Source organism: Bacillus sp. 95MFCvi2.1, from assembly GCF_000374965.1.
GTDB lineage: Bacteria > Bacillota > Bacilli > Bacillales > Bacillaceae_G > Bacillus_A > Bacillus_A pseudomycoides.
Map to the genome: position 1 here is coordinate 268568 of NZ_KB895690.1, position 23284 is coordinate 291851.

The 23284-nt window shown below is 33.7% G+C and carries 20 protein-coding genes, 2 pseudogenes and 1 riboswitch; of the genes and pseudogenes, 3 read left to right on the forward strand and 19 right to left on the reverse strand.

Annotated elements, in window-relative coordinates:
• Positions 1 to 24 precede the first annotated feature (24 nt).
• Positions 25 to 705: an aspartate/glutamate racemase family protein gene (locus C568_RS0101415; RefSeq protein ID WP_018780554.1), complete on the forward strand. Its 681-nt coding sequence runs from the start codon at positions 25 to 27 to the stop codon at positions 703 to 705.
• Between the two features lie 131 nt (positions 706 to 836).
• Here the strand turns inward: C568_RS0101415 and C568_RS0101420 are convergent, their stop codons facing one another.
• The 3 genes from C568_RS0101420 to C568_RS0101430 form a co-directional block, all read right to left on the reverse strand.
• Positions 837 to 2618 (reverse strand): PAS domain-containing sensor histidine kinase, encoded by a 1782-nt coding sequence (locus tag C568_RS0101420; RefSeq protein WP_018780555.1) that lies wholly within the window; start codon positions 2616 to 2618, stop codon positions 837 to 839.
• Between the two features lie 331 nt (positions 2619 to 2949).
• The gene (locus tag C568_RS0101425; RefSeq protein WP_018780556.1) at positions 2950 to 3810 is read right to left on the reverse strand and encodes a Cof-type HAD-IIB family hydrolase; all 861 of its coding nucleotides are present in this window, start codon (positions 3808 to 3810) and stop codon (positions 2950 to 2952) included.
• Between the two features lie 340 nt (positions 3811 to 4150).
• A complete protein-coding gene (locus C568_RS0101430; RefSeq protein ID WP_018765994.1) occupies positions 4151 to 5362 on the reverse strand; it encodes a cytochrome P450 in 1212 nt (403 codons plus the stop codon).
• 138 nt (positions 5363 to 5500) lie between these two features.
• Here C568_RS0101430 and C568_RS0101435 point away from each other — a divergent pair, with 138 nt between their 5' ends.
• Positions 5501 to 5998, forward strand: a complete 498-nt coding sequence (locus C568_RS0101435) for a PadR family transcriptional regulator (protein ID WP_018780557.1) — start codon at positions 5501 to 5503, stop codon at positions 5996 to 5998.
• 97 nt (positions 5999 to 6095) lie between these two features.
• Here C568_RS0101435 and C568_RS32470 read toward each other — a convergent pair whose 3' ends face one another.
• Positions 6096 to 6251: a DUF1540 domain-containing protein gene (locus C568_RS32470; protein WP_003204488.1), complete on the reverse strand. Its 156-nt coding sequence runs from the start codon at positions 6249 to 6251 to the stop codon at positions 6096 to 6098.
• A 190-nt stretch (positions 6252 to 6441) separates the two neighbouring features.
• Between C568_RS32470 and C568_RS0101445 the strand changes: the two genes are divergently transcribed.
• On the forward strand, positions 6442 to 6855 hold the full coding sequence (locus tag C568_RS0101445) for a hypothetical protein (RefSeq protein WP_018780558.1): 414 nt from the start codon (positions 6442 to 6444) through the stop codon (positions 6853 to 6855).
• Positions 6856 to 6880: 25 nt separating this feature from the next.
• On the opposite strand, the gene C568_RS0101450 is transcribed toward C568_RS0101445, so the two are convergent.
• The 15 genes and pseudogenes from C568_RS0101450 to C568_RS0101520 form a co-directional block, all read right to left on the reverse strand.
• The gene (locus C568_RS0101450; RefSeq protein ID WP_018780559.1) at positions 6881 to 7519 is read right to left on the reverse strand and encodes a Vat family streptogramin A O-acetyltransferase; all 639 of its coding nucleotides are present in this window, start codon (positions 7517 to 7519) and stop codon (positions 6881 to 6883) included.
• A complete protein-coding gene (locus C568_RS0101455; protein ID WP_018780560.1) occupies positions 7509 to 8780 on the reverse strand; it encodes an MFS transporter in 1272 nt (423 codons plus the stop codon). The genes C568_RS0101450 and C568_RS0101455 overlap by 11 nt, the downstream gene beginning before the upstream one ends.
• A gap of 276 nt (positions 8781 to 9056) precedes the next feature.
• Positions 9057 to 10292 carry a cytochrome P450 family protein gene (locus tag C568_RS0101460; protein ID WP_018780561.1) on the reverse strand — a complete coding sequence of 412 codons (1236 nt, stop codon included), beginning with the start codon at positions 10290 to 10292 and terminating at the stop codon, positions 9057 to 9059.
• 200 nt (positions 10293 to 10492) lie between these two features.
• Positions 10493 to 10909, reverse strand: coding sequence for a hypothetical protein (locus C568_RS0101465; RefSeq protein WP_003204498.1), 417 nt, complete (start codon positions 10907 to 10909; stop codon positions 10493 to 10495).
• A 231-nt stretch (positions 10910 to 11140) separates the two neighbouring features.
• Positions 11141 to 12154, reverse strand: coding sequence for a DUF1835 domain-containing protein (locus C568_RS0101470; RefSeq protein WP_018780562.1), 1014 nt, complete (start codon positions 12152 to 12154; stop codon positions 11141 to 11143).
• A 73-nt stretch (positions 12155 to 12227) separates the two neighbouring features.
• Positions 12228 to 12644 (reverse strand): annotated as a pseudogene (locus tag C568_RS31675) (DUF3995 domain-containing protein).
• A 259-nt stretch (positions 12645 to 12903) separates the two neighbouring features.
• Positions 12904 to 13152 (reverse strand): hypothetical protein, encoded by a 249-nt coding sequence (locus tag C568_RS0101480; RefSeq protein ID WP_186372058.1) that lies wholly within the window; start codon positions 13150 to 13152, stop codon positions 12904 to 12906.
• Between the two features lie 171 nt (positions 13153 to 13323).
• Entirely contained in the window at positions 13324 to 14091 is a 768-nt protein-coding gene (locus C568_RS0101485; RefSeq protein WP_018780565.1) for a DUF3959 family protein, read from the reverse strand.
• Between the two features lie 384 nt (positions 14092 to 14475).
• On the reverse strand, positions 14476 to 15396 hold the full coding sequence (locus tag C568_RS0101490; RefSeq protein ID WP_018780566.1) for a macrolide 2'-phosphotransferase: 921 nt from the start codon (positions 15394 to 15396) through the stop codon (positions 14476 to 14478).
• A 536-nt stretch (positions 15397 to 15932) separates the two neighbouring features.
• Positions 15933 to 17465: an alpha/beta hydrolase gene (locus C568_RS0101495; RefSeq protein WP_018780567.1), complete on the reverse strand. Its 1533-nt coding sequence runs from the start codon at positions 17463 to 17465 to the stop codon at positions 15933 to 15935.
• Positions 17466 to 17792: 327 nt separating this feature from the next.
• Positions 17793 to 18482, reverse strand: coding sequence for a thiaminase II (gene tenA, locus C568_RS0101500; protein ID WP_018780568.1), 690 nt, complete (start codon positions 18480 to 18482; stop codon positions 17793 to 17795).
• A gap of 178 nt (positions 18483 to 18660) precedes the next feature.
• Positions 18661 to 18767, reverse strand: a riboswitch (TPP riboswitch).
• Between the two features lie 180 nt (positions 18768 to 18947).
• Positions 18948 to 19669: pseudogene (locus C568_RS31680) on the reverse strand (MBL fold metallo-hydrolase).
• A 169-nt stretch (positions 19670 to 19838) separates the two neighbouring features.
• Positions 19839 to 20864 (reverse strand): homoserine dehydrogenase, encoded by a 1026-nt coding sequence (locus tag C568_RS0101510; RefSeq protein ID WP_018780571.1) that lies wholly within the window; start codon positions 20862 to 20864, stop codon positions 19839 to 19841.
• A 186-nt stretch (positions 20865 to 21050) separates the two neighbouring features.
• Entirely contained in the window at positions 21051 to 22292 is a 1242-nt protein-coding gene (locus C568_RS0101515) for an esterase/lipase family protein (RefSeq protein WP_018780572.1), read from the reverse strand.
• 262 nt (positions 22293 to 22554) lie between these two features.
• Positions 22555 to 23223: a lipoprotein BA_5634 family protein gene (locus tag C568_RS0101520; RefSeq protein WP_018780573.1), complete on the reverse strand. Its 669-nt coding sequence runs from the start codon at positions 23221 to 23223 to the stop codon at positions 22555 to 22557.
• Positions 23224 to 23284 lie beyond the last annotated feature (61 nt).

Genomic DNA, 23284 nt, shown 5'->3' on the forward strand with positions numbered 1-23284 from the left:
ACATGTTAACGGGAGGAATTTGACATGAAAGTAATCGGATTAATTGGTGGATTAAGTTGGGAATCAACGTCTCTTTATTATAAACATATTAATACACTAACTCTATCTCAGTATAATCATAATGCAAAGCTTGTTCTATATAGCATGGATTTTGGCGAAGTGACAAATTTATTACAAAATCAACAATATGAGGAAGTGCAAAATCAACTCGTTCAAGTAGCAAAAAAAATAGAGTGTTCCGGTGCAGATTGTATACTTATGTGCTCAAATACAGTACATCAATTTGCGGAAGAAGTAGAACAAGCAATCTCTATCCCCCTTCTTCATATTGGTGATGTCAGTGCTGAAGAAATTGTTGAACATGATGTGAAACGGATTGGTTTACTTGGAACAAAACAAACAATGGAACAGGACTTTTATAAAACAAGACTAGCTAATTATGATGTTGAAACAATTATTCCGAAAGAAGATGAACGAAATTTCATTCATCATGTCATTCTTCACGAATTGAGTAAAGGGATTATTTCACAGCAATCTAAAGTACGTTTCTTACAAATCATTCAAAAACTTATTGAAAATGGTGCAGAAGGAATTTTATTAGGTTGTACAGAAATACCGTTACTTATTTCACAGAAAGACATTTCTATTCCTGTATTTGATACTGCTTTTTTACATGCAAAAACTGCTGTACAATTCGCTGGATAATAGATAAACAACTGTATAATTTATAAGAACTCTTTAACTCTCAAAATAAATTAATATATAACAAAAGCTATCTTACAAATCATAAGATAGCTTTTTAACTCTATTATTATATGAACCGGAAAGTAATATCCTCATAAAGCCCCTGTTATAGGTAACATTGCTGCACAAGAAGTAACTTGCTCACTTTGAAACATTGGTAAATAGATTGTAACTGATGTTCCTATTCCTACCTCACTCATAATACTAATTCTTCCTTGATGACTTTCAATAATTTTATAACTGAGCATTAGTCCAATCCCAGTTCCTTTCTCTTTCGTACTATAAAAAGGTTCACCAAGTCTTTTAATTCTTTCTTCAGGAATTCCTACGCCCTCATCAACCATATTAATCGTAACTTCTTCACGCTCTGATTTTTTTACATAAATAGAGATTTCCCCTCCATTTGGCATTGCTTCAATTGAGTTTTGTAAAATATTAATAAAAACTTGTTTTAATTGATTTTCGCAGCAATCAATCATTAATTCTTTTGATTCTATATGCAGATCAATTTGAATATTTGTCATGATTGCCTTCGTGTTGATTAATGAAACGACATTTTTTAATATCGAGCAGAGGTTTTTCTTTTCAGTTGAAATGACATCAGTTTTTGCAATCGATAAAAACTCATGAAGTATAGCTTCAATTCTTTCGATTTCTGATAGCATAAGATCAAAATATTTATCTTGATCTTCTTGGTTAATTTGAAATAATTGAATAAACCCTTTGATTACGGTTAATGGATTTCTAACTTCATGTGCTACCCCGGCAGCTAACTGTCCAATTGCTGCAAGTGTATCAGATTTATTCAATAACTCCTCAGTCTTTTTCCGCTCGGTAATATCTCGAACGATTATCATAATCTTATCTTGTAAGAGTGGTAAACATCTAGCTTCAAAGAAACTAACACTTCCTTTAAGTGTTAACGGATATTCAACAATAACTGTCGATTCCTTTTGTTGTACTTGATGAATTGCTTCTTGAAATTGTTGTGCTACAGGTGATGGCAAGACTTCATAAAATTTCTTCCCCATAAAGGATTCTGCAGGTACGTAAAACTTAGCTGGTGAACCTGCTTTATAGTCTATAATTGTTCCATCAGCCTCAGTTAAGAAACACAAATCCGGTAATGCTTTAAAAATAAGCTCTAACTCAGAAGTTTGCTGTTTTAATTGCTCTTCAATTCCTTTTCGATGAGTAATATCAACTCCAACTGCCCAATAACTATAACCAGGTACTGGGAACTGCTCCGAAATATTTGACCACATGATTGTTTTTATTTCCCCATTTTTGCATGTTAAATTCATTTCCCAATCTCGAAAACTTTTTCCGCGAATCGAAAATTTCTTTTGAAGTTGTCTGCGATAACTTTCATCAGGATATAACAGTTCAAGTGCTTTGGGATTTCCAACGATTTCTTCTGCAGCATAGCCTGTTACGAGCTCGCATTCACGATTCCATAATATAAAATTCCCATTTTTATCAAGAGCATCGACCATAATGGGCATATTTTGTAAGATTGTATGTAGCTGTTCTTCTTTTTGAGAAAGTAAATGTATATTTTTTGTTTGGTTTTGAAGTTTATTCATTGCACCATCTACAATGAGATTTGAAAGCATTTCGAAGTATTTATAACAAGTACGGATGTCATTTTTAATTGCACAAACAATAAATGATCCAAGGTGTTGCTCATGTAAAAAGATAGGGATTTCAATTTTTGTAAGTTGTATATTTTCTTCTTGATTCATACCAAATGAAAAAACACATTCCATATTTTGATCAAGAAGTTGATGTGAAATGTTTGTTAATTTATAAAATTGTTCTGCCATGGTTTCTATTGTGTTCACATCAATGAGTTCCAATAGCCGCGCATTCATTCTCTTTCCACCTCTATATGTAAATTTAATACCAATTTTTACTCACGCCTCTCCATTATACGAATAATGTTCTTATAGGTATATAGAAAGAGCATAATTATTCAAATAAATTTTATTTTTCAATCAAAAATTATTTGAAATGATATATAATCTTATTAATATAAATATGTAATGATCTAAATATTCACAAATTATTCACAAATTATTTGTGAATCATATACAATTATTCCAATATATTCTATATAATAAAATGCAATAAGGTATTCTATGTATCTCATAGAATACCTTACCCCTAATAAAAAATAAAAAAGAATCCTTGATGGATTCTTTTTTATTTTTTTACCATGACATATTGATAAAGAGCATGTGCAACTCCATGTTCTTCATTCGATAATGTTTCATAGTGACAAATCCGTTTGATTTCGTCCACTGCATTTCCCATTGCGATAGATATATGTGCCTTTTCCATCATAGAAATGTCATTTAGCCCATCACCTATTGCAACAGTATTTACCACCGGAATATTAAGATGTTCTGCTAAAGTATATAAACCATTCCCCTTTTGAGCGTCACAATGATTAATCTCTAAATTATGCCAATACGAAGCAGTAATTGCTAGCTCTGTATTATGTTGAAAATGCATTTTTAATTTTTGTAATTTCTCTTCATTATAGGAGAATGGTAAAAGCTTATGCACATAAATCTCTTCTTCTAATATCGATTTACAACTTTCTGTGATATGAAATGCTGTATGTTCAAGATACAATGCTGCGATGACTTCAAGCTCTTGCTGATCAATATCTTTATTTGACCTTTTTATCCATTCTATTTCATGATTCACACTTTCTTCACCATATGCCGGAACGTATACTCCTCGATCTGTATACAGTTGATAATACATCCGATTTTGTTCAAGATATTCAACAATTTCAAAGGCATGTGTATTTTGAATAGGGTATCTCTTCATCATTTTTTGATCCACATAAATAAGAGCACCGTTTTCTGCAATAATAGGACATTGTAAATCAGCTTCCAGTAGTAAACGTTCAATATCTACGAGAGAACGTCCTGTACAAATCGCTACTACATGCCCCTGCTCCTGGCATTTTTGAATAGCTTCTGCATTTTCTTTACTAATCATTTTATTTCTTGAAAGAAGAGTTCCATCTAAATCGATTGTAATTAGTTTCATTGTTCCGTCACCACTTTCTATAAATAAACATGCTTGTATAAAGTGAAACTTAAATCAGTGGAGCCCACTAAATATTCGTCTTCACTAATCAAGATTTTACAGGCAGTTGATTCCTCCAGTTCCTTCCACTAAGATTAAAGGTGGATGGCTTCCTATTCACAAATAGCGGGATAAATACACAAATTAGGTATCGTTTCCATATTCACTTTGTCAAACACAACTTAGTTATAATTTATGAAAAGCGTTTCAGGTCAAGAAATATTTTTTAGTTTGTTAAAAAAACATATTAAAAAAATGAAAACCCCTACTTAGAATAGGGGTTTTCATTTTTTAATATGCTTCATTTCTTTAAAAGGATAGGAAACCGCTTTAACGTTTGTTCATTCTCTAATATACAGTTCTCTAAATGAAAGGATGGTGAAAGTTCTAGCTTTTTAAAATTCCTAATAAACGTAGTTAATGCAACTTCAGCTTCTAAACGAGCAAGTGGTGCGCCTAAACAAAAGTGAGGCCCTTTGCCAAATGTTAAATGTTTTTCATTTCCAGGTCGATGTAAATCAAAGCAATCTGCTTGTGAAAATTTATTTTCATCTAAATTGGCAGCGCTTATCCACGTAACAATCATTTGTCCTTTTTTCATTTTTGGTCCAAATATTGTTGTATCTTCCGTTATAGTACGGGCTAATGTAACAGGGAAACGATAACGTAGTACCTCTTCTATCGCTTTAGGAATCAGCTCTGGACTTTCGCTTAACTCTTTGTATACCTTAGGTGCATCTACTAAAAAGCAATAAAAGCTATTAATAATAAGGTTTGTAGTGGTTTCATTCCCTGCGGCTAAAAGCCCTAATGAAAATGTCACAATTTCCTCATCAGTCAATCTTTCTCCCTCATACTCTGCTCTGATCAGGTCTGAAATAATATCTTCTTTCAAATGGTATCGTTTCTCTTGAACAATCGGGAGAAGATAAGATTTAAATTCATGTAAAGCAACTTCTTTCTGCTTATCTAAATCGCTAAACTTCTCTTTACTATATGGCATAAACAAAATATCTGACCACATCTTAATTTTTTTTCTATCTGTTGTTGGAACACCTAATAAATCAGAAATAACGGTTACAGGTAGAATTGCAGCAAACTGCTCTACAATATCAATTTCATCATAATTATTCATATCTTTCACAAGTTCATTTGCAATTGCTTGTATCTGTGGCTTCCACTGCTGAAGACTTCTTGGGGTAAATGCCTTTGAAACAATTGAGCGAACATTTCGATGCTCTGGAGGATCAGAAGAGTTTAAATTTACTCTTGTGTCTAAAGGCGGAACGGAAAATTGACGACGATCTCTTCTGCTTGAAAATAGGCGATAATCAGATAAAACACGGTTCACATCATTATATAAAAAAACATTCCATACATCCTGCTCCGCATCATAATAGACCGGATGATTTTCCCTCATATGCTTATACCACTCATAAGGGTTCCACAGCTCTTCTTTTGTTTTGAGCTTTGAAATTTCATGAACCAAAATTACATTTTCAGGCGAATTCATAGTTCTTTCCTCCCTTTTCTTTTAAAATAAAGTAATAGGTAGGCAGTTCAAAGATGTATAGACTAACATATGTTATTTTAACATATATACAGGGGATATTTACGGATATAAACTTGAGAAAAAATTAGGAGGATACATATGTATGTTGATATTTTACTACTCGCAGAATTAACTTCTGGACCAAAGTATGGTTATGAAATAAAGAAAAACATTCAAAATCGTCTTGGAGAAAATTTTGAATTGAATCATAACATGCTCTATCCTGCCCTTCGGCGTTTTGAAGATATGGGAGCAATTACAAAAAAGATTCATCAACAAATAGGTAAACCAAACCGTAACATTTACGCATTAACTCCTACAGGTGAAGAAATCTTTTATGAAATGATGCGAGAGTTTCCAGAGAAACTAGCTGCTAATGCTGCTGAATTTCTTGTACGTGTTGCACTGTTTGAGAAATTGGATTACGAAGCTCGTAAAGAAGTTTTAACGACTCGTCAAAATGTGCTATATACACAATTAACCTCTATTCAATCCCTAGCTGAAACTTCACTTTTTATTTCTGAGGTCATACAACATAGAAAATCATGTATTGAACATGAGCTAGCTTGGATTACTTCTCTTATGAAAAAAATATAAAAAATGACAAAAAAGCAAATATAGTGAATGAAAATGAAATTTATTATCAATAATATAATTAATAAAAGGGCAACCCGGTGCGGTTACCCTTTATCGTTTAAGCTTCAGGAATAAATGTTTTGCAATCCGTTTCTTCTGTTGTAGATGCTTGGTTACCTTTATGACTTACTACATAAATTGCATCTGCATTACATTTGTTTCCGTTACCCCAATATTTGCAGTTGTTTACTTCACATAAAACATCTTGTGCCATAAGTATCACACCTCCTTATCCTTTTATCATTAACAAATTTGAGAGGTACGATACTTCTATTTTTTTCTTTGTATTGATACTACGCTTGCTAATTATCATGAAAAATTGGACAAGAAAAACATTTTCCTTAAACTTTTTCTCTATTATATAATTAACTTATTATTTAAGAAATGATAAAGGAGATTGTATAATGAAAGATCCGTGGAACCCTACAACACAAGAAATTATTGAATGGGCTTATACAGAACATGCTGTTTTCCCTGAGCAAGACTGGGACTTATCGATATGCGATAATGCAGCAGAAATTATACTGAGTATTGCAAGTGATACAAATTGTCCCAATCAAACTTTTTTTCTTCACTGTTTATATCTATTAGTTGGAGATGCTATTCGAACTCGCGGAAATACATATAATATAGAATCTCTTCAAAACATCTTACAAAGTGCAACAAATTCAACGAATTCAGATATTTTTAAATGGGTTGAACGCTCCCGAACTCTTCTAGCTAAGCCAGAAACATTTTGTTACGACTTATGGTGTGACGGTGGTTTTGTTTATAAAATTGATAAAGCGAATGAAAAAAGGAGGACTCATCTTTCGTAATGGAGCCCTCCTTTTTTCATATTTTTCACACTGAAGCGTCTGCTAATTTTTTCAACGCTTCCATATTCCCACTTACAATTACATCAATATTTTTAGAAATAATCTTAATGTCCAAGTCCCACCACTTTATTTCTAACAATTCATTTATTACATCATTTGAAAATCTCTTTTTTATCTCAGTAGCAGGATTACCACCAACAATTGTATATGGTGGAACGTCTTTTGTTATAACCGCTTTAGCAGCAATAATTGCTCCGTCCCCTATCTTCACTCCGGGCATAATCGTCGCATCCATACCAATCCATACATCATTTCCGATAACCGTATCTCCTTTAAACGGTAAATCAGAAAGTGTAGGTGTGAATTTCTCCCAGCCATGACCGAAAATATTAAATGGATACGCTGAAAATCCATTCATTTTATGGTTTGCGCCATTCATAATACATGTAACTCCAGGTGCTACGCAGCAGAATTTTCCCATAACCAATCGGTCTCCAAAAAATTCATAATGGTATAGCACTTGATCTTCGAATGTTTCTTCATTTTTTGAATCATAATAAGAATAATCTCCAACAATAATATTTGGTTTTGTTATTGTATTTTTAATGAAATGAACACTCTTATTTCCTTCAATCGGATATTGCACATTTGAATTAGGATTCATGCTGGACAGCACCACCTTCATTTGAAGTTCCTACTACTGGTTTCAAATTATATATTGGCAAAATAAATAATGAACCAATAATAAATAGTAATGCTGTTCCTTCATACATTGTGCTAAGTGAAAATACTTCTTTTAATGAACCGGCAATACTCATCGTTAATACCATCGAACCCGTAAATAAAGGACTTAAAATCCCATTTACTCGTCCGATAAAGTCTGTATCCGAGTTTTGAATAATAAGCGTATTTATTCCAATTTGGATACAAGGAAGTGCTAGACCGCTGAAAAACTGAGCAATGAGTGTAATCCATAAATTTGTAGAAAATCCGATGATACCAATGCCAACGGCCTGTGCAAACATGCCTAAAATTAACATCTTTTGCGGAGCAACATTTTTGGCAAATACCATCGCTAACGCTCCTCCAATAATCATTCCGGCTCCATTTACAGTGAGTAGCCATTGTAAACTTTCTTTTGATAAACCTAATTGTTCAGTTACGATAAAAATACCTAGTGGCTGAATCAGACCAATCCCTAATCCTGCTGCCATAAAACAAATTCCGAGTAATGTTAGTGTCTTCTTTGCCTTTACATATTTAATTCCATCCACCATCTCTTGCAATAAGCTAACTTTTTTCTTTTCTTCTTGTTCTTCAATATCTCTTGGAAGAAATAGCAAGACTAAAGCCGCAAATAAAAAAGCAATTCCTGTCACAATAATAGAAGTGTAAATTCCGAAGGCTTGAAATATAAACGTGCCAAGTATAGGACCTAATACCATGAAAATCGCAAAAATGGTTTGATATAATGACATAGCCAACTGTACTTCTTCTGTAGATAGATGTTGTTTAAATAATTTCATACCTGAAGGCTGTGAAAATTGCGAAAGAATTGCAGAGATAAGTGTAACGAAAAATACTACCTTCCAAGTACCAAACATAAGTGTAAACAATACTGCAAATACTGATAACGAACTTAAGGCTTCACACCAAATCATCGTCCTTTTTGGCTTCCACCTATCTGCAAACGTTCCTCCTATAAATGAAAAGATAAAAATCGGCGCAAATTCAGCAACTGAAATCATTGAAATGGCAAACGCATCACCATTGGTCATTTCCATTACATACAGCAGTACCGCAAAGTTTCGGATCCAAATTCCTATCTGGAGAAATAATGCTGAAGCAATAATTGCTTGCACAAATCGATTTTTTAGTACTACAGATATATTACTTTTTTGTTTAGCTTCTATATTCATAGACATAATAAAGCCCCCTATTCTACATTCTGAATAGGAGGCAGCACCATCATCATATTATAAAAGTCAGTTTATTCGCAGTGCGAAAATACATCCCTTTTACATATAAAAATGTACATACTAATCCTATTCAGAAGAATATTTCGTTTTATAACGAAGATTTCTTAAAAAATAGAATTAGTTGATCATTGGGATGTCTTCACCCTTCCGTTTCGATTTTAAATGACACATACATACTCTATGTGAACGAAATACAATGTATGCACGTCTCAAATACCTATTCTAGAAAGTTAACGGCAATTCCTCTAAAGAACGCATTAAATAATTGCCTTGCCATTTAATTTTTTCGCGTTCCCCTTTTATTTGGATTTTAGGTATACGTTTTAACAATGTGGCAATTGCAATTTTTGCTTCTAAACGAGCAAGCGGGGCTCCTAAACAAAAATGACTTCCATGTCCAAATGCAATGTGGCGGTTATTTTCCCTCGTAATATCAAAAACGTCCGGATTCACAAAGACATTCTCATCACGATTTGCCGACGCTAGTGAAATGATTACCATATCCCCTTTTTGAATCTCTTGATCATGAATCATAAAAGGTTCAGTTGCCCAACGTGCCGTCGTAATTTCAACGGGAGAATAATAACGTAATCCTTCTTCAATCGCTGAATCAATAAGTTGGGGCTTTTCTTTTAATAACTGCAGTTGATCTGGATTTTCTAACAATGCTAATACCGTATTGGTTATAAGATTCACAGTCGTTTCATGTCCTGCGACAATAAGTAACATAATCATTGAATAAAGTTCTGGTGCACTTAATTTACTTCCTTCGCTTTCCACCTGAATTAATCCACTAACTAAGTCTTCTTTCGGCTCTTTCCTTTTTACATCCACTAAATATTGAAGATATGTAATAAACTCGGATAGTTTTTCTTCATTTTCCTTTATTTCCTCTGGTGTTTCAGGGGAAGCAATTACCGCATGAGACCATATTCTAAATCTTTCTTGATCATCTTTTGGAACGCCAAGCATTTCACTAATTACATTGATTGGTAATGGAAAGGCGTAGTCATTAACAAGATTTAGGGAATGCTTATATTCTACACGGTCTAATAAAGTATCCGCGATATTCTGAATACGTTCATCTAATTGTGAAATCATTTTAGGAGTAAAAGCCTTTTGAACTAGTGCTCGTAAACGACTATGATCAGGTGGATCTGAATTTAACATATGTTTCGTTAAGCGGTCACTATTTTCAAGAGAAAGAAATGGTTTTAATCTTTCTTGAGAAAATACATTTTCTGGATTTTTCTTTAAGCGAGAATCTTTTAAAAGTGGTAATGCATCTTCATATCTTGTAATAAGCCATTCTGTCCACAGTTCACTCTTATATACGAACAAAATTGGTTGTGATGCGCGTGATTCTTTATAAATTTCATAAGCATCTTCTTTAAAACCTGCAGAGGCTAACTGAATACCATCTTCTATTTTGAGGCCAACTTTGTTTTTAAAAAACATTGCATTCCCTCACTCTCATCTATTTGTAAAAAGCACTTCAACATATGAATTATAACTCATGAATAGTGGGAAAATTGTAAATTTTTCATTGCGATCTTACTTTATATATTGAAAAATAATTCATTTCAAAAAACAAACGATAAGAAGATATTTTCTTCTTATCGCCTATTAGTGTTTCTTTCCTACATTTTGTTTTATCACTAAGCAAAGCACATGAAATTACTAATTTGCTGGTATCGGTAACTTACTTTCCGGCGACGTCCGGCTTGCCAAGTATATCCCGATACTCCATTTCTTCTCACTTCAGTTGGGAAAAACCATAAATCTCTTCCGAATGGTCCTGGTCGATGCAATCGTAAATATCCCCATCTGCCTAAACAATTACACATCCATGATTTCATATTACTACTTTGTGCAGGAGTGGCGAATGTTGATGGTAAAGATGGTACTTGTGATGGCGGTGGTGACGTCGGAGCATCTTCCGCATCATCAGGTCTATATTCTTCAAGCTCCACATCTCTTAGTTCATCAGATGTTTCATAACCAGAAGTTTGTGGGTTATAATATGCTGTTTGATTATAATCTACATATGGAAAATACGTTGGTTGATTATACATTAAAAAACTCACCTCTTATGATTAATTACTTTATCCAATCATATGTTGTATTGCTCCTATGGGAAGCTTATTTATATAGCCCAAAATAGAAGTTGAGAGATTCTATTTTGAAATAACTGTAAAACAATAGAGGTGTTCTCATTTCCTTTTCCGAACAAAAAAGCCCAATTTTTCAACTTTAATGCTGAGAAATTGGGCTTTTTAAAATGGACACTGTAAAACCGTACTTTCCTAACGGTTCCTCTTCTTCAACTTAACGCTATAATAGCGCATTGCTTTTAATGTACCTTCCATTTCAAATACACCTTGCTGGATTAATGTACGCAAGCGATATTCAAGAAAAACATCTCCAATTACTTGCTCAATATGCCCAAGAACTTCTCCTACTAATCTTGGTGCCTTACAGAAAGATCTTGTTGTTTCTAATCTTTCTGCACATTCAATAATGAAAGAATCGAAATAATCTTCTTGTACGGATTGAACTTGGTTTTCATTCCAAATTCGTAATAAATCCGTAGTTTCAGAGAGTAATTCCCATTCTTGTTCAAAAGTTTTTCGTGCTTCATTAGCCAGTGATGAATCTTTTCCGTACTTTTCATAAATAACTGCTAGTTTCTCTGAAGATAACCCTCCTGTCCCGCGTATATCATAGCCTTCTGGGAACAGTTCTCTATATGCTTCAGATGTGTTAATTACACGAATATTATCTCGATCTTGTAAATGTGCAAGGACAAAACAAAGGCCCACATGTTCATGTGCATTATCAGCTTTCCAAATTGTAATTGGTATATCTTGAGGAATAGACTGTAATTCTTTCATTGATTGTCTGAATGTTAATAAATATTCTTCTTCAAAATAAAGATCATAAGAGTTTAAACTTCTAGATAGCCATTGCTGGCGAGCTACTTGTCCAGCTTCTAACTTCAATTGATGAATTGGGCCGATAGAGAACGCATCGGAGAAAAGAATAACATAGTCTTCTGTTAAATTAGCTTGTTTCAGCATATGTTTAATACACCCAGCTGGCGAGTCACCAAATGTAATATGTACATGTTTACTCTCTTTAATATGTAGCTTAGGTTTTTGTGATTCAATGAGTTGTTTTGGGATTTCTGTTAAAATGTCCATTCTATCTTCGCTTGGCTCTGTTTCCATTAAATCAAGTTGAATTAAGATGCAGCGGAGTAATGATTTTGCTTCATCTTCTGGCATATTATCGATTACTTTACTTAAATTATCTATCATGTACTTCCCTCTATTCGTTTCTAAAATAATGTAATTTATAGTGTAACATATAATGAGACGCATGCTATTCTTTTCATCTAATAATTGCTAGGAGAAATGAAAAAGATAAAAAAGCACACAATGGAATAAACAACATTGTATCCATTTTCGCAAAATATGTATCTTTTTTTCTTTTAAATATGCCAAAGTAATTGAATTCTCCAACCACTCTTAATCCAAATACAAACATACAAATCCAAGAACCGATTTGAACGATGACATGTGGAATAAAAGAGGAAACAACATTTGCCTGTAATAATAAAAGTCACGCTGCTATACATAGTAATAGCGCAACTAATAATGTCATACCAGTTCCAGGAGTAAAAGCTTTTTCTCCTGACTCAGTTGGAATCGCTGCCTTTATTCCCCATTTCTCGCCAAATGCCCAGTAAACATGTAATAAACTAATACATACTAAGAGACATGCTGATATAGTGATGATAATGAGCAATATTAACACCTCCATCAATGTGTTTCTTTTAAGATTAAGAATATTCAACCAAACAACAATTAGCAATCTATTTCTAAATTGTTCACAATACCGCCATTTGTAATGTTATTTAATCTTCAATCTTGATATTCTGATACCGTATAAAAACAATTGAATATAAAGTCATTAAGTTTTACTTGTAATTAGCAGGCGTGTACATTGGTTAAGTTGCATATTTATTTAATTCCTTTCACTGGGTTGAATTTCCTAAGTGAAGATGCTATTTTAGATCATTAGATGAAATTATATGTTCTATTTTTATATCTTCAATCTTTTTCTTTATTTCGTTACTGATTTCTATTTGTTTTTCTCTTTGCTCATCTAATATCTCCTCTTTAATCCCTTCTAAATTCAGTGCAATTTCATATATTGCTTGTAGCTTCCCTTCTACAGGTTTATTTTCAGCTTTTTGTATATAGTAAATTGTCATTCCTAAACCTACAGAAACTATAATACTTGCAATGGCCATATTACTTAATTTTCTCATAGTATTCTCTTCTTATCATTAATCATATATTCTCTTCTACGTGAAAATTTCCAATAATTAAGATGTTTAATATATTAAAGTGAAAACCCGCAATACCCCATCGAATTGTATACAGGGGCGTTGCGGGTTCAAATATTGGTATAAAAACATCCTCTATGCATTATAACGATTTCTTCGTCGTTCCATCCTTGTTTGTCCTTGCATTGTTTCAACTTCATGATGTTGCTGCTCTGTTTGCGTTGTATGATACGTTGCTGTCTTTTCTTCACGATTTGGTTCATACGTACGTGTTTCTTTTGAGTTAGAAGATTTTCTACTAAACTTTGGCATCTTCACTTTCAATCTTGGTAAACTCGGAATACGAATTTTAAAATTCGGTTTAATTCGTTTCTTTTTTTGTTTGAATAGATTTGTTTTTTCTTGTTTTTCATTGATACTACCACGCTTTAGCATGTTGGCAAACAATCCACCAAGTAAAAATCCAACTACTAGCAAAAGTAAATACAGTCGTTCTGAAGTCAATAAGTTCATAATACGTCCAAGAACGACTAATGATTTGGCTTGTTTAATATCCCATAATAAGCCACCCCATAATGCCAGTAACCCTAAGGTAATTGCATAGGTGCGGAACCGGAATAATAATGGAATTACCGCAATACATGCAGCGATTTTTGCGTTTGCTAGTAAAGAACTAGTTGTTACGTATTGATTCCAAATTGCGAGCAAGAACGTGATAAATATAGTGTAAGCGAGCCAACTACATATTCGTGAATACATTCGTTTTGCATAATAGCTTCCAAAACTCGTGAAAAACAATAGTCCTCCTAAATAAAATGACAATTCAAGAGGAATTTTTTTCATAATACCTGCAATGGGGAACAGGAAGCTGAGTACCATTAAAAGCACATCAAGTTTCTTCAAAACTCTCATCCCTTTCAGTTTTCTATCTTTCTTCTATATAACAAAGCAATTTTTTTGTTTTTTAGCGTATTCCTCACTTCCACCAAATTATAGTGTATATGCATGCAAATAATAACATTCCTAAAAAACATCTTAATCCTACTTGTACCAAAAAGTAAACAAAAAAACAAAACTATAATTGACAATAGAGATCTAGATTTGTATAAAGAAATGACAAATCCCGCTATTTGTAAATTAGCGGGATTATCAAATTATCCTATTGTATATTTAACGGACTTTCGCATCTTCAAACGTGTGATGGACAAGAGCTCAACAACTTGGATATACCTTTTTATATGATTATCCCCCCCCTCACAACACAGCCGCTTTACACAATAGAATTTATTATTTCTCATTCACTCCCAAAGCCCCACGCGCCATCTCCATATGTGCCTCTTCCTTTGTCTGTAGTGCAAACAATCCAATCATGACCGGATAAGCAGCGCCAAGTTCGATAATATGTTCAAGCATTCTCGGCCAAACTTTTCCTCCTGCTTTTTCATATTCGTTTAATAATACTTTCAAATTGTCCTCTCCAAAGATTGTGAGATACAGAGTAAAGTCAGTAGCGGGATCTGTCACTTTCGCCTCTGTCCAATCTAGCAGGCCTGTTACTTTGGTATTTTCATCAACTAAAATATGCGGTGGATGTAGATCACCATGAACAAATGCAGAGTACTTTGGCCAATACGATTCATCCGTAAGCCATTTTTGCCAACGCTCCCATAGTTCGGCTGAAACACCAAGTTGTGATTTTATTTGATGCATTCTATCTACTAACAATCGCTTTGCTTCAGCAGGTTGAAGAACTTCAAGTCCATGTTTAGTAGCCTCAACATGATTAATTGAATGCAACGCAACAAGTGATTCGGCTAACGATCGAATAAACGTCATAGAAGGGGGATTATTTTGAATGTGCCACACATAATTTTGTATTTCTAAATCAATAACAGCAGCAGGATTCCCCTTTACTAATGGATAAGCAATTAATTCTGATGTGTTGATTTTCCAATTTGGTACTGCAACAGGTACATATTTTTGAACAAGCTCAAGTATTTTCCCTTCTAATGCCCCTCTTTCAATGACATCAGGTCTTCTCGGTTTCCGAAGAACCCATGAAGCGCCCTTCTCATCAGTAGCAAATACAACTTGAAAGTCCATTCCTGATTCATTTAATTCAGCGCTTTCTTTATTCAATGGTAAACCATTTTTTTCAGCGATTTTTAAAATTTCTTCTATACTTTTCTGTTCATTTGCATTTGTCATCTTTAAACACCCCTTTAAAATTCTTCATATAAGCACAAAAAACATAAGCTGATTACCTGTACTTTGAGTAAACGGAATAATTTATCACAAATAAACTGAAAAAATCCCCTTTTAAAATAATGATCTTCTCAGTCTTATGAATGGTCTTTGGATAAAATGAAATATTTTATGAGTCACACCTTATCACTTAAAACACCTCATCAGAAAAATAGAAGCGATTATGAATCATATGACATTATTTATTATATTTGTAAAGACACCAAAAAGAGCGCAGTTTTGCTCCGCTCTCTTTTTGCGTATCACCCAAATAGGGGTTACCTTAAAAATAGGCAGACCAATCCCGATTACCCTGCACACAGGCAGAGCCTTCAATTAGCGGCTCAAAGTATGAAATCGGAATCTGAAAAATGCCATTAGGTAAATCCCTCCGTTCTTTATAGTTGCTTACATCATACTATGATTATATGTGTTTCACAATGAAAAATGATTTTATCTTAAATGTAACAAATCGTTATTAAATGATAATGTCCCTATTTTCATTTGGCTCTTCCTTGCACCCAAGTAGCAATGTCATTTATAACATACTCAGGGATATTGGTAGGACTATTATATTCATCCGGTTTACTTAATTCCCCATCACCTTCTGTAAAGAAGTGATTTAACTTTGGATATAGTCGATAATCTACGTTATCTCGCTCTTTTAATTGTTCTTTCCAAAGAGGAATTTCGATTTTTGATTGAACTTGATAGTCTCTTTCTCCCTGAATAATAAGAAGAGGTGTCTTTTGTTCTTTGGACATTTCCGCTGCCTTAATTTTACGAATAGAATCCCAAAATACAGGTGATCCTAAATAAAAATCTTTTGGAGGATTCTGACTAGAGAAGTTAGGATCATTTAATAATTTAAATTGCTCTTTGTAAAATTTATATTCTTCAGGTTTCATTCTTCCAATAGAAAAAAGATAATCAAATTGATCTAAAACAACATCTTGGATTGTACGAGCTGGTCCTCCCATTACAATCGCCCCAGCAATATTTTGATTTTGGTCTTTTTCGATCATTTGCGGAACCATCATTCCACCTTGACTATGACCAAGAATATAAATTTGATTCTTGTCTATCATAGGTTCATTTTGAAGAAAACGAGTGGCAAGAAGTGCATCGTCCGTTGTCTCTTTATCAACTGTATAAAAAGGACTAAATTGCGTCTTCAATCCATGTTCATAGGTTCGTTTATTATAGCGAAGGACGGCAATTCCTTTTGAAGCAAGACCTTCAGCTAAATCGCGAAATGGTTTTAAAGCAAATGCAGTTTCATCTTGATCGCTTGCTCCAGATCCTTGAACAAGGATAACCACTGGGAAAGGACCATTTCCCTTTGGAACAGACAATGTTCCTGGTAATGGAAACGCGCCACTTCCGACTACTACTTCTTTTTCAACAAATGATTCAGGCTTACTATATGATGGACGTTCTGCGACAGGACTAAACGACATGCTAAATTGAAAATCATCTATTTTTCCAGATGGATCTAATTTAATTAGTAAAGGCACAGTAAATTGTTCAAAAACTAATCCAATCTCTACATTTGCATGAACGGAATTTGTCTCTTTTTGTTTTACCTCTCCAATTCCAATAAAAGAACCTGCTTGTAATTGTACTGGGAGTCCCTTCCAATAACTCTCCAGCCATTTTTCAGATATTATCTTCTGTAAAGATCGAGAAGTTAAATCAAATGCAGATTTATAATTTTCAGCATGCATATCACGAATAAATGTAAGAGTAGTAGATATAACAGGATTTTCATCATCAACATTGTCTATTTCTTTTATATTTGTGTTTGTTTCCTTTAATGTCGAAATAAATTGGTGGTTGAACGGATTATTATATGTATTGGCATAAAAACTTGTTTTCAATACATCCATATTCCTCCCCTCATACAAACTTGAAGGACTCACGAAATTTTTAGGTGAAATTACTTCCTCCGCATATGAAACAGAAGGAATACTTATCACACAAATTGCACTAACGAGTAAAAAATTATTTCCTATTCGTTTTCTTGTTTTCATATTTATTGATCCCTTTCCAAAATTAAATTTTTTTAATAGAACACCCCAATTATTGTAAGTGGAATAAAAAGTGTCAAAAAGATTAATAATCTTCTTTACGATTACCCTCTAACAAGTTAAAAAGGAATTATAAACAAAATTCAATAAAAACCATCTTCTCCCTCTTTTTTATTGTGTAATTTTTTTATAATATGTAATCAATTAATCACTAAAATTAATTTTCCTAAAACATAGAATATAGATATTATTATTTTGTAAAAAAAATGACTAAACTAAGTTAGTCATTTTCTATACTCTCGCATGCTTGATGAGAGACATATCTTTTCATTATAAACTTACATCTTCTACTTGTTCTTCCACTGGCCACTTTTCTAATGTGTAAGCCATCTCCCAAAATGAATACTCATATTGACTGCTAATTACAAAATGCTGTTTCATTCGCTTACGATCAGCTTCTGTTACTGTTTCAGCAATGGCATCTAATCTAGCAATTTGCTCTTCTACTAAAGTACGGAACCAATCAGAGCCATATGCGGAAATCCATTCTTGGTAAATTGGTTCTTCAGGTTGACATTCCTTGAGTCGCTCACCAATTTCATAATAAAGCCAATAGCAAGGCAAAATTACTGCGATAACATCCCCGATATGCCCATCATATGCAGCGCGATACATATGTGATGTATACGCATAAGCCGTCGGTGCAGGAATGAACGATTCTTTTTCTTCTTTCGTAATTCCTAGTTTTTTAGCGAAATTCTCATGCAGTGATAATTCCGCTTGATATGTATTTTGTGCATGGTGCGCCATACGGGCTGTTGTTTCTAATTCAATAGCTTTTGCTGCTCCTAACGATTGGATTCTTGCAAAATGACTTAAATAATATGAATCTTGCAAAACGTAATAGCGGAAACTAGCTAAATCTAATGTGCCGTCTCCTAGTTTTGTTACAAATGGATGATTAAAACTTGCTTCCCAAATTGGATTAACTTCTTTACGTACTAACTGTGAAAATGACATGAAAGGCCCTCCAATAAACATTTTAATAATAAAAATGAAACAGATTTCTTAACGAATCGCTCGTTAACAACTAGACTACAGAGATTTACTTCAAATAGGTGCACAAAAATAAAAAAGCTTTCTTTACAAACACGTAAAGAAAGCGGACTGGACATCATCAATATTTTAAAAATATCATCTTCTGTCACTTCCACTTCCCTACGCTGGTATTACCCAGATCAGGTCCTAAGAGTTTCAAAAATATTCTTTGATCTCAGCCTATAAAAGGCCCCCCTAGTGGATAGAAATAAACTATTTAACTTTGATACTTATCATAACATAATCCATATAACTATCAAATATAATTTGAACGTTCGAACTTCATAAAGTAAAACTTTATAAAATGGGGTATTCTTCATCATCCCTTACCAGTCGGGCTTTTATGGGCAATTTATACTGGATAAAATACGAGTTTGCATAACAACATTACTTTTCTTTTCTTACTAATGTTTCAATCTGCTCCTTCACATTCAAATCACAAACACCACCGTGATAACAAATTATCCTCTCAATATCAAACTCTAAAAATCTTCTAAGTGATTCTGTAGCTGTTTCCATATCTGGTGTCGTATGTGGAACTGGCCCTTTTAGTTTTCCTTCTACACATACGATCGCGTCACCTGCAATTGATGTCTTATACTTTTCACTATATAAACTAATATGCCCCGGAGTATGTCCTGGTGTATGAATCACTTCAATGCCTCCGAGAAATGGAAGTCTTTGTCCATCTTCTAAGGTTTGATTTACTTTTGCTGTTGGAGGATTTTTATATAAAGCTTGCACAACATCTGGAAGTGCCGCCCATTTTTCTTCACTCATTTTATTTGGATCTCCTTTAATAAGGGGTAACTGTCCTTCAATATAAGGTTTGTCTAATCCATGGGCGTACACTTCAATAGAATGATCTGCCTTCTGCTGTATTTCAGGAAGACTTCCAATATGGTCTATATCTTGATGAGTTAAAATAATTGCTTGTAATTGTTCAAAAGGCACACCAATACCAATCATTGCATCGCGAATCCCTTCTAATTGACCTGGCATACCAGTATCGACTAATAGAGCTTCTTTTCATCCCAAAGTAATGTTGGATTTAATTCAAATCCTTGAATTTTCAATTTCAAAACCGCTAGACCGTTTTCTATTTTCATACTACACGTCCCCCTCGATACATAAATTAGTGAAGTTATTTCTCTTACTAAAATGTATCACCCTAAGGGTTCACTGTCAAATGTTAAAATTTAAATTATAACATGAAAATATTTATTTGTCAAGTTGATTGTTATCTTTTTCATTTTAATTGAAGACTATATTTTTTCATCATACATCTTTTCGATACAAATTAATTAAATCTTTCAAAGCCGCTGCCGCTGCTCCTCTTGGGCTTGAAGCTCCTCCGGTTGAAGTAACTTTCCCCATCGTATCAGTATGAAAAGTGATTCCTTTTTCTGTTCCATTTACATGAGCCAATGGATGCCCTTTCTCTATTTCACGCGGGCATACTTCAAGTTTAAGATTTCCTGAATGATCTTTATATGCTGTTGCAATTAGTTTTAGAGATTTACCTTGTTCTTTTGCTTTCTCTATATCTTGTTTTGTAACATCCTCTATACCTTTTATAGATATACAATTCAATGAACATTCTGCTTGCAGCAAACTATTTGCCAATAATAAAAGTTTACATGCACTATCCATTCCACTTACATCTAATGAGGGGTTTGTTTCAGCTATCCCTTTGTGCTGCGCTTGATGCAATGCTTCCTGGAATGTTACATCTTCTTCATACATTTTTGTAAGAATATAATTTGTTGTTCCATTTAAAATACCTTCTATACTTTCAATTTGACATCCTGCTAAACTGAATTGTCCAATATCTAATGTAGGGAGTGCAGCAGCAGTTGCGCCGCTATAACAGATACGTACGTTTGCGAGTTTTGCCTTTTCTTTTATTTCTTTCCATGCGTTAACAAGTGCTCCTTTCGAAATAGCTACTACATCCATATGGTTTTCAATCGCTGTTTCAATGTATGTTCTTCCTGGTTCACCAGTTTGAAGATTAGTTGGTGTCGATTCAATTAATACAGTACCAAAAGGAAGCTTTTCACTTTTATCAAGTGGATAGTGTTTGGTATACTTCTCTAATACATGAGAACCAGTACCATAAGTTAATAATTCTTTAATATGTAAACCTTTGTCATTATAAAGATTGACTGTACTCCCAATAATTCCAGTAAAAACAAGTTCGATGCCGTACATCTCTTTTATATATGAAGCTTTCTCAAATACCAATCTTACAAACTCTTTTCCAACAGTTCCATATCCAGATATCACCACGTTAACTCTCATATCATCACCTCGGACTATCATGCTATTTTAATGTTAACTCCATTATACTTCGAAAGTACAATACAATTCACGAAGTAAAAACTCCCTCAGAATAATCTGAGAGAGTTTTTATATTTCGATATAAATAGGAATTCAGTCCCCCCGCTATTCGTGGACAGTAAGACCCCCAATGATTACAGTTTTACTTTATTTTGGTAAATTGGATAACTTTTCAGCGATTGTTCGGTAAAAAGCATTAATATCAGAAAACCCTAATGAGTCCGAAACACTTAGTCCAACCATATCAAGGTGATCCCAGTTTTGTTTTGTCTCAATATGGTTCCATTTTCCAAGCTCTGGTGTGTCATTATTATTTATAATCGTATCAGTTGATGGTCCCACCATTGAACTTGTATTCACTACACCATCATTTTGCCACCAAGATGAATCGATGAATGGACGATTCTGTTCGTATCTTGCATATGCCCCTAAGAAAATTGCATTTCCCATTAGTGTCTTATTCATTGTAATGTGCGGAAAATGGATCCCTGTTATAGGTGCGGCTTGTGTTGCATGTCCGCTGTAAGAGAAATAATATACATCTGGTTGCGCTTTTACCCAGTCATTTAATTCCTTCGCTCCATCTGTACTTAAATCCCATTGACTTATATCTTTCGTATCCTTCAAAATGGAACTATTTAAGACACGGTTTGAATATTGATAAAATGACTCCCCAGCTTTCTTTTTAATTCCCCATTGATCCAATTTAAAGTCGTATAGTGATAGATTGTTATTTTCTCCGATTCCAGCAGTTGCGACGAGTAATTGCTTTACAGCTGGTAGAAGTAAACTTCCATCTGCAAGGGTTGTCCCGTTGTGAGGTGTTGCCAATGCCGTTACACTATGAACATATGATTTTCCGCCCTGGAACAACGGAGACACCTTCACATCTACATGCTGTTTTGCATAATCCCTCTCTTCTTGATTTCCTTCTTTTAATATTTGAACAAGTGCACGTATCGTTTGACCACCCATACTATGTCCTACTAAATGAACCTTATTTGTCTCACTCCAATTTCGGACAAACCCTGTATATGTTCTCCCATATCGATCATGTCCATGTTTCTCAGCGTGAGCCGCTCCATAATCTACTGTTCCCCCATTAATTTCAGCATATAACTCACAAGCACGATCCCAGTTACTTGATAACGGTCCAACAGCAGCGGTATGTACACTGTATCCATCTCTCTTTAAATTCTCTTGAATATCATGTACACCCCCCCAATACTTTACGCCCAATAATTCATCTCTTCCCCACCCTGTAAAGCCATGTACCAAAATAATAGGATTGTTATTTTTCTTTCCTTCTTCCGCATGTGTTGGTACTGGAATAATTACACTCGAAGCGATAAAACATAAAATTAAAAATCCCAAAAGTAATCTTTTCATTTTACATCCCCTTTTCTTATTCTATACCTCCCCAATAAAGCGTTTTCATTTCGCTCCTTTCTTTATGTAATAGAAAAAAAGATCCACAAAGATATACCAACGCAATTAGCAATGGCTATATAGTGTGGATCTCCAATTCTCTATCACAATTATTAACTTAAAGATACTGTAAACTATCTTATCTGAATTGTCTATTAATTACGGAATATTACATAGTTGATAAAGTTTTGTTGACAATTTCCTTTTCTTTTTAACCCTCATCCTAAAAAGTAACAAATTTGACCGATATTAATTTATGAAAATCTTTGACTTGTCTTTTCATCTTTAAATATTCATTCACTAATGTATTGTCTGTTGACATTTTAGGCTTTTCGTAGCCTAATGATTTTTTCAAGTGAATAAGTTGTAATTTTGTTTTATTCGCTTGTATTTCTTTATATACGTCATTTCTTGCAACGATAAGATACCATTGAGATTTGTAGTCACGAGAGTTTCCAATCCAAGCATTACTTTCATATTGAACTGGTATTGTTTTGTCATTTAAGTCTATACTTTCTATATGTTCTTGATCTTCATGTGTAAATACTAACGAATGGCCTTTAGGAATGGTTGGTAATTTTTTTATTGAAATATAATCTAAGCTGTTATTTACATCATTAGTCCGAAAAATTTTATCTTTAATCATAGCTTGAGCTGTAGATTCATCTATAATTAGTACTTTATTTTCACCCATGCTGCCTGTTTTTACTTCAAATACCTCTTTTTCTTTTATATTTTCTTTGTAACGTGTAAAAATTGGTAATGTATATTGTTCGTCTCCAATCATTATTATTCCGTTTGCAGGTTGTGTATTCTCCTTAGATTTAGAACAAGCACTTAGGCTTATTATGGCTAGGACAATTAACATAAAAATCGATACCGTTTTTTTCATTACGACTCCTTTCGTTATACGAATTAGTTATCAAGTATACGCTCTAAGGTGAGACTTTATT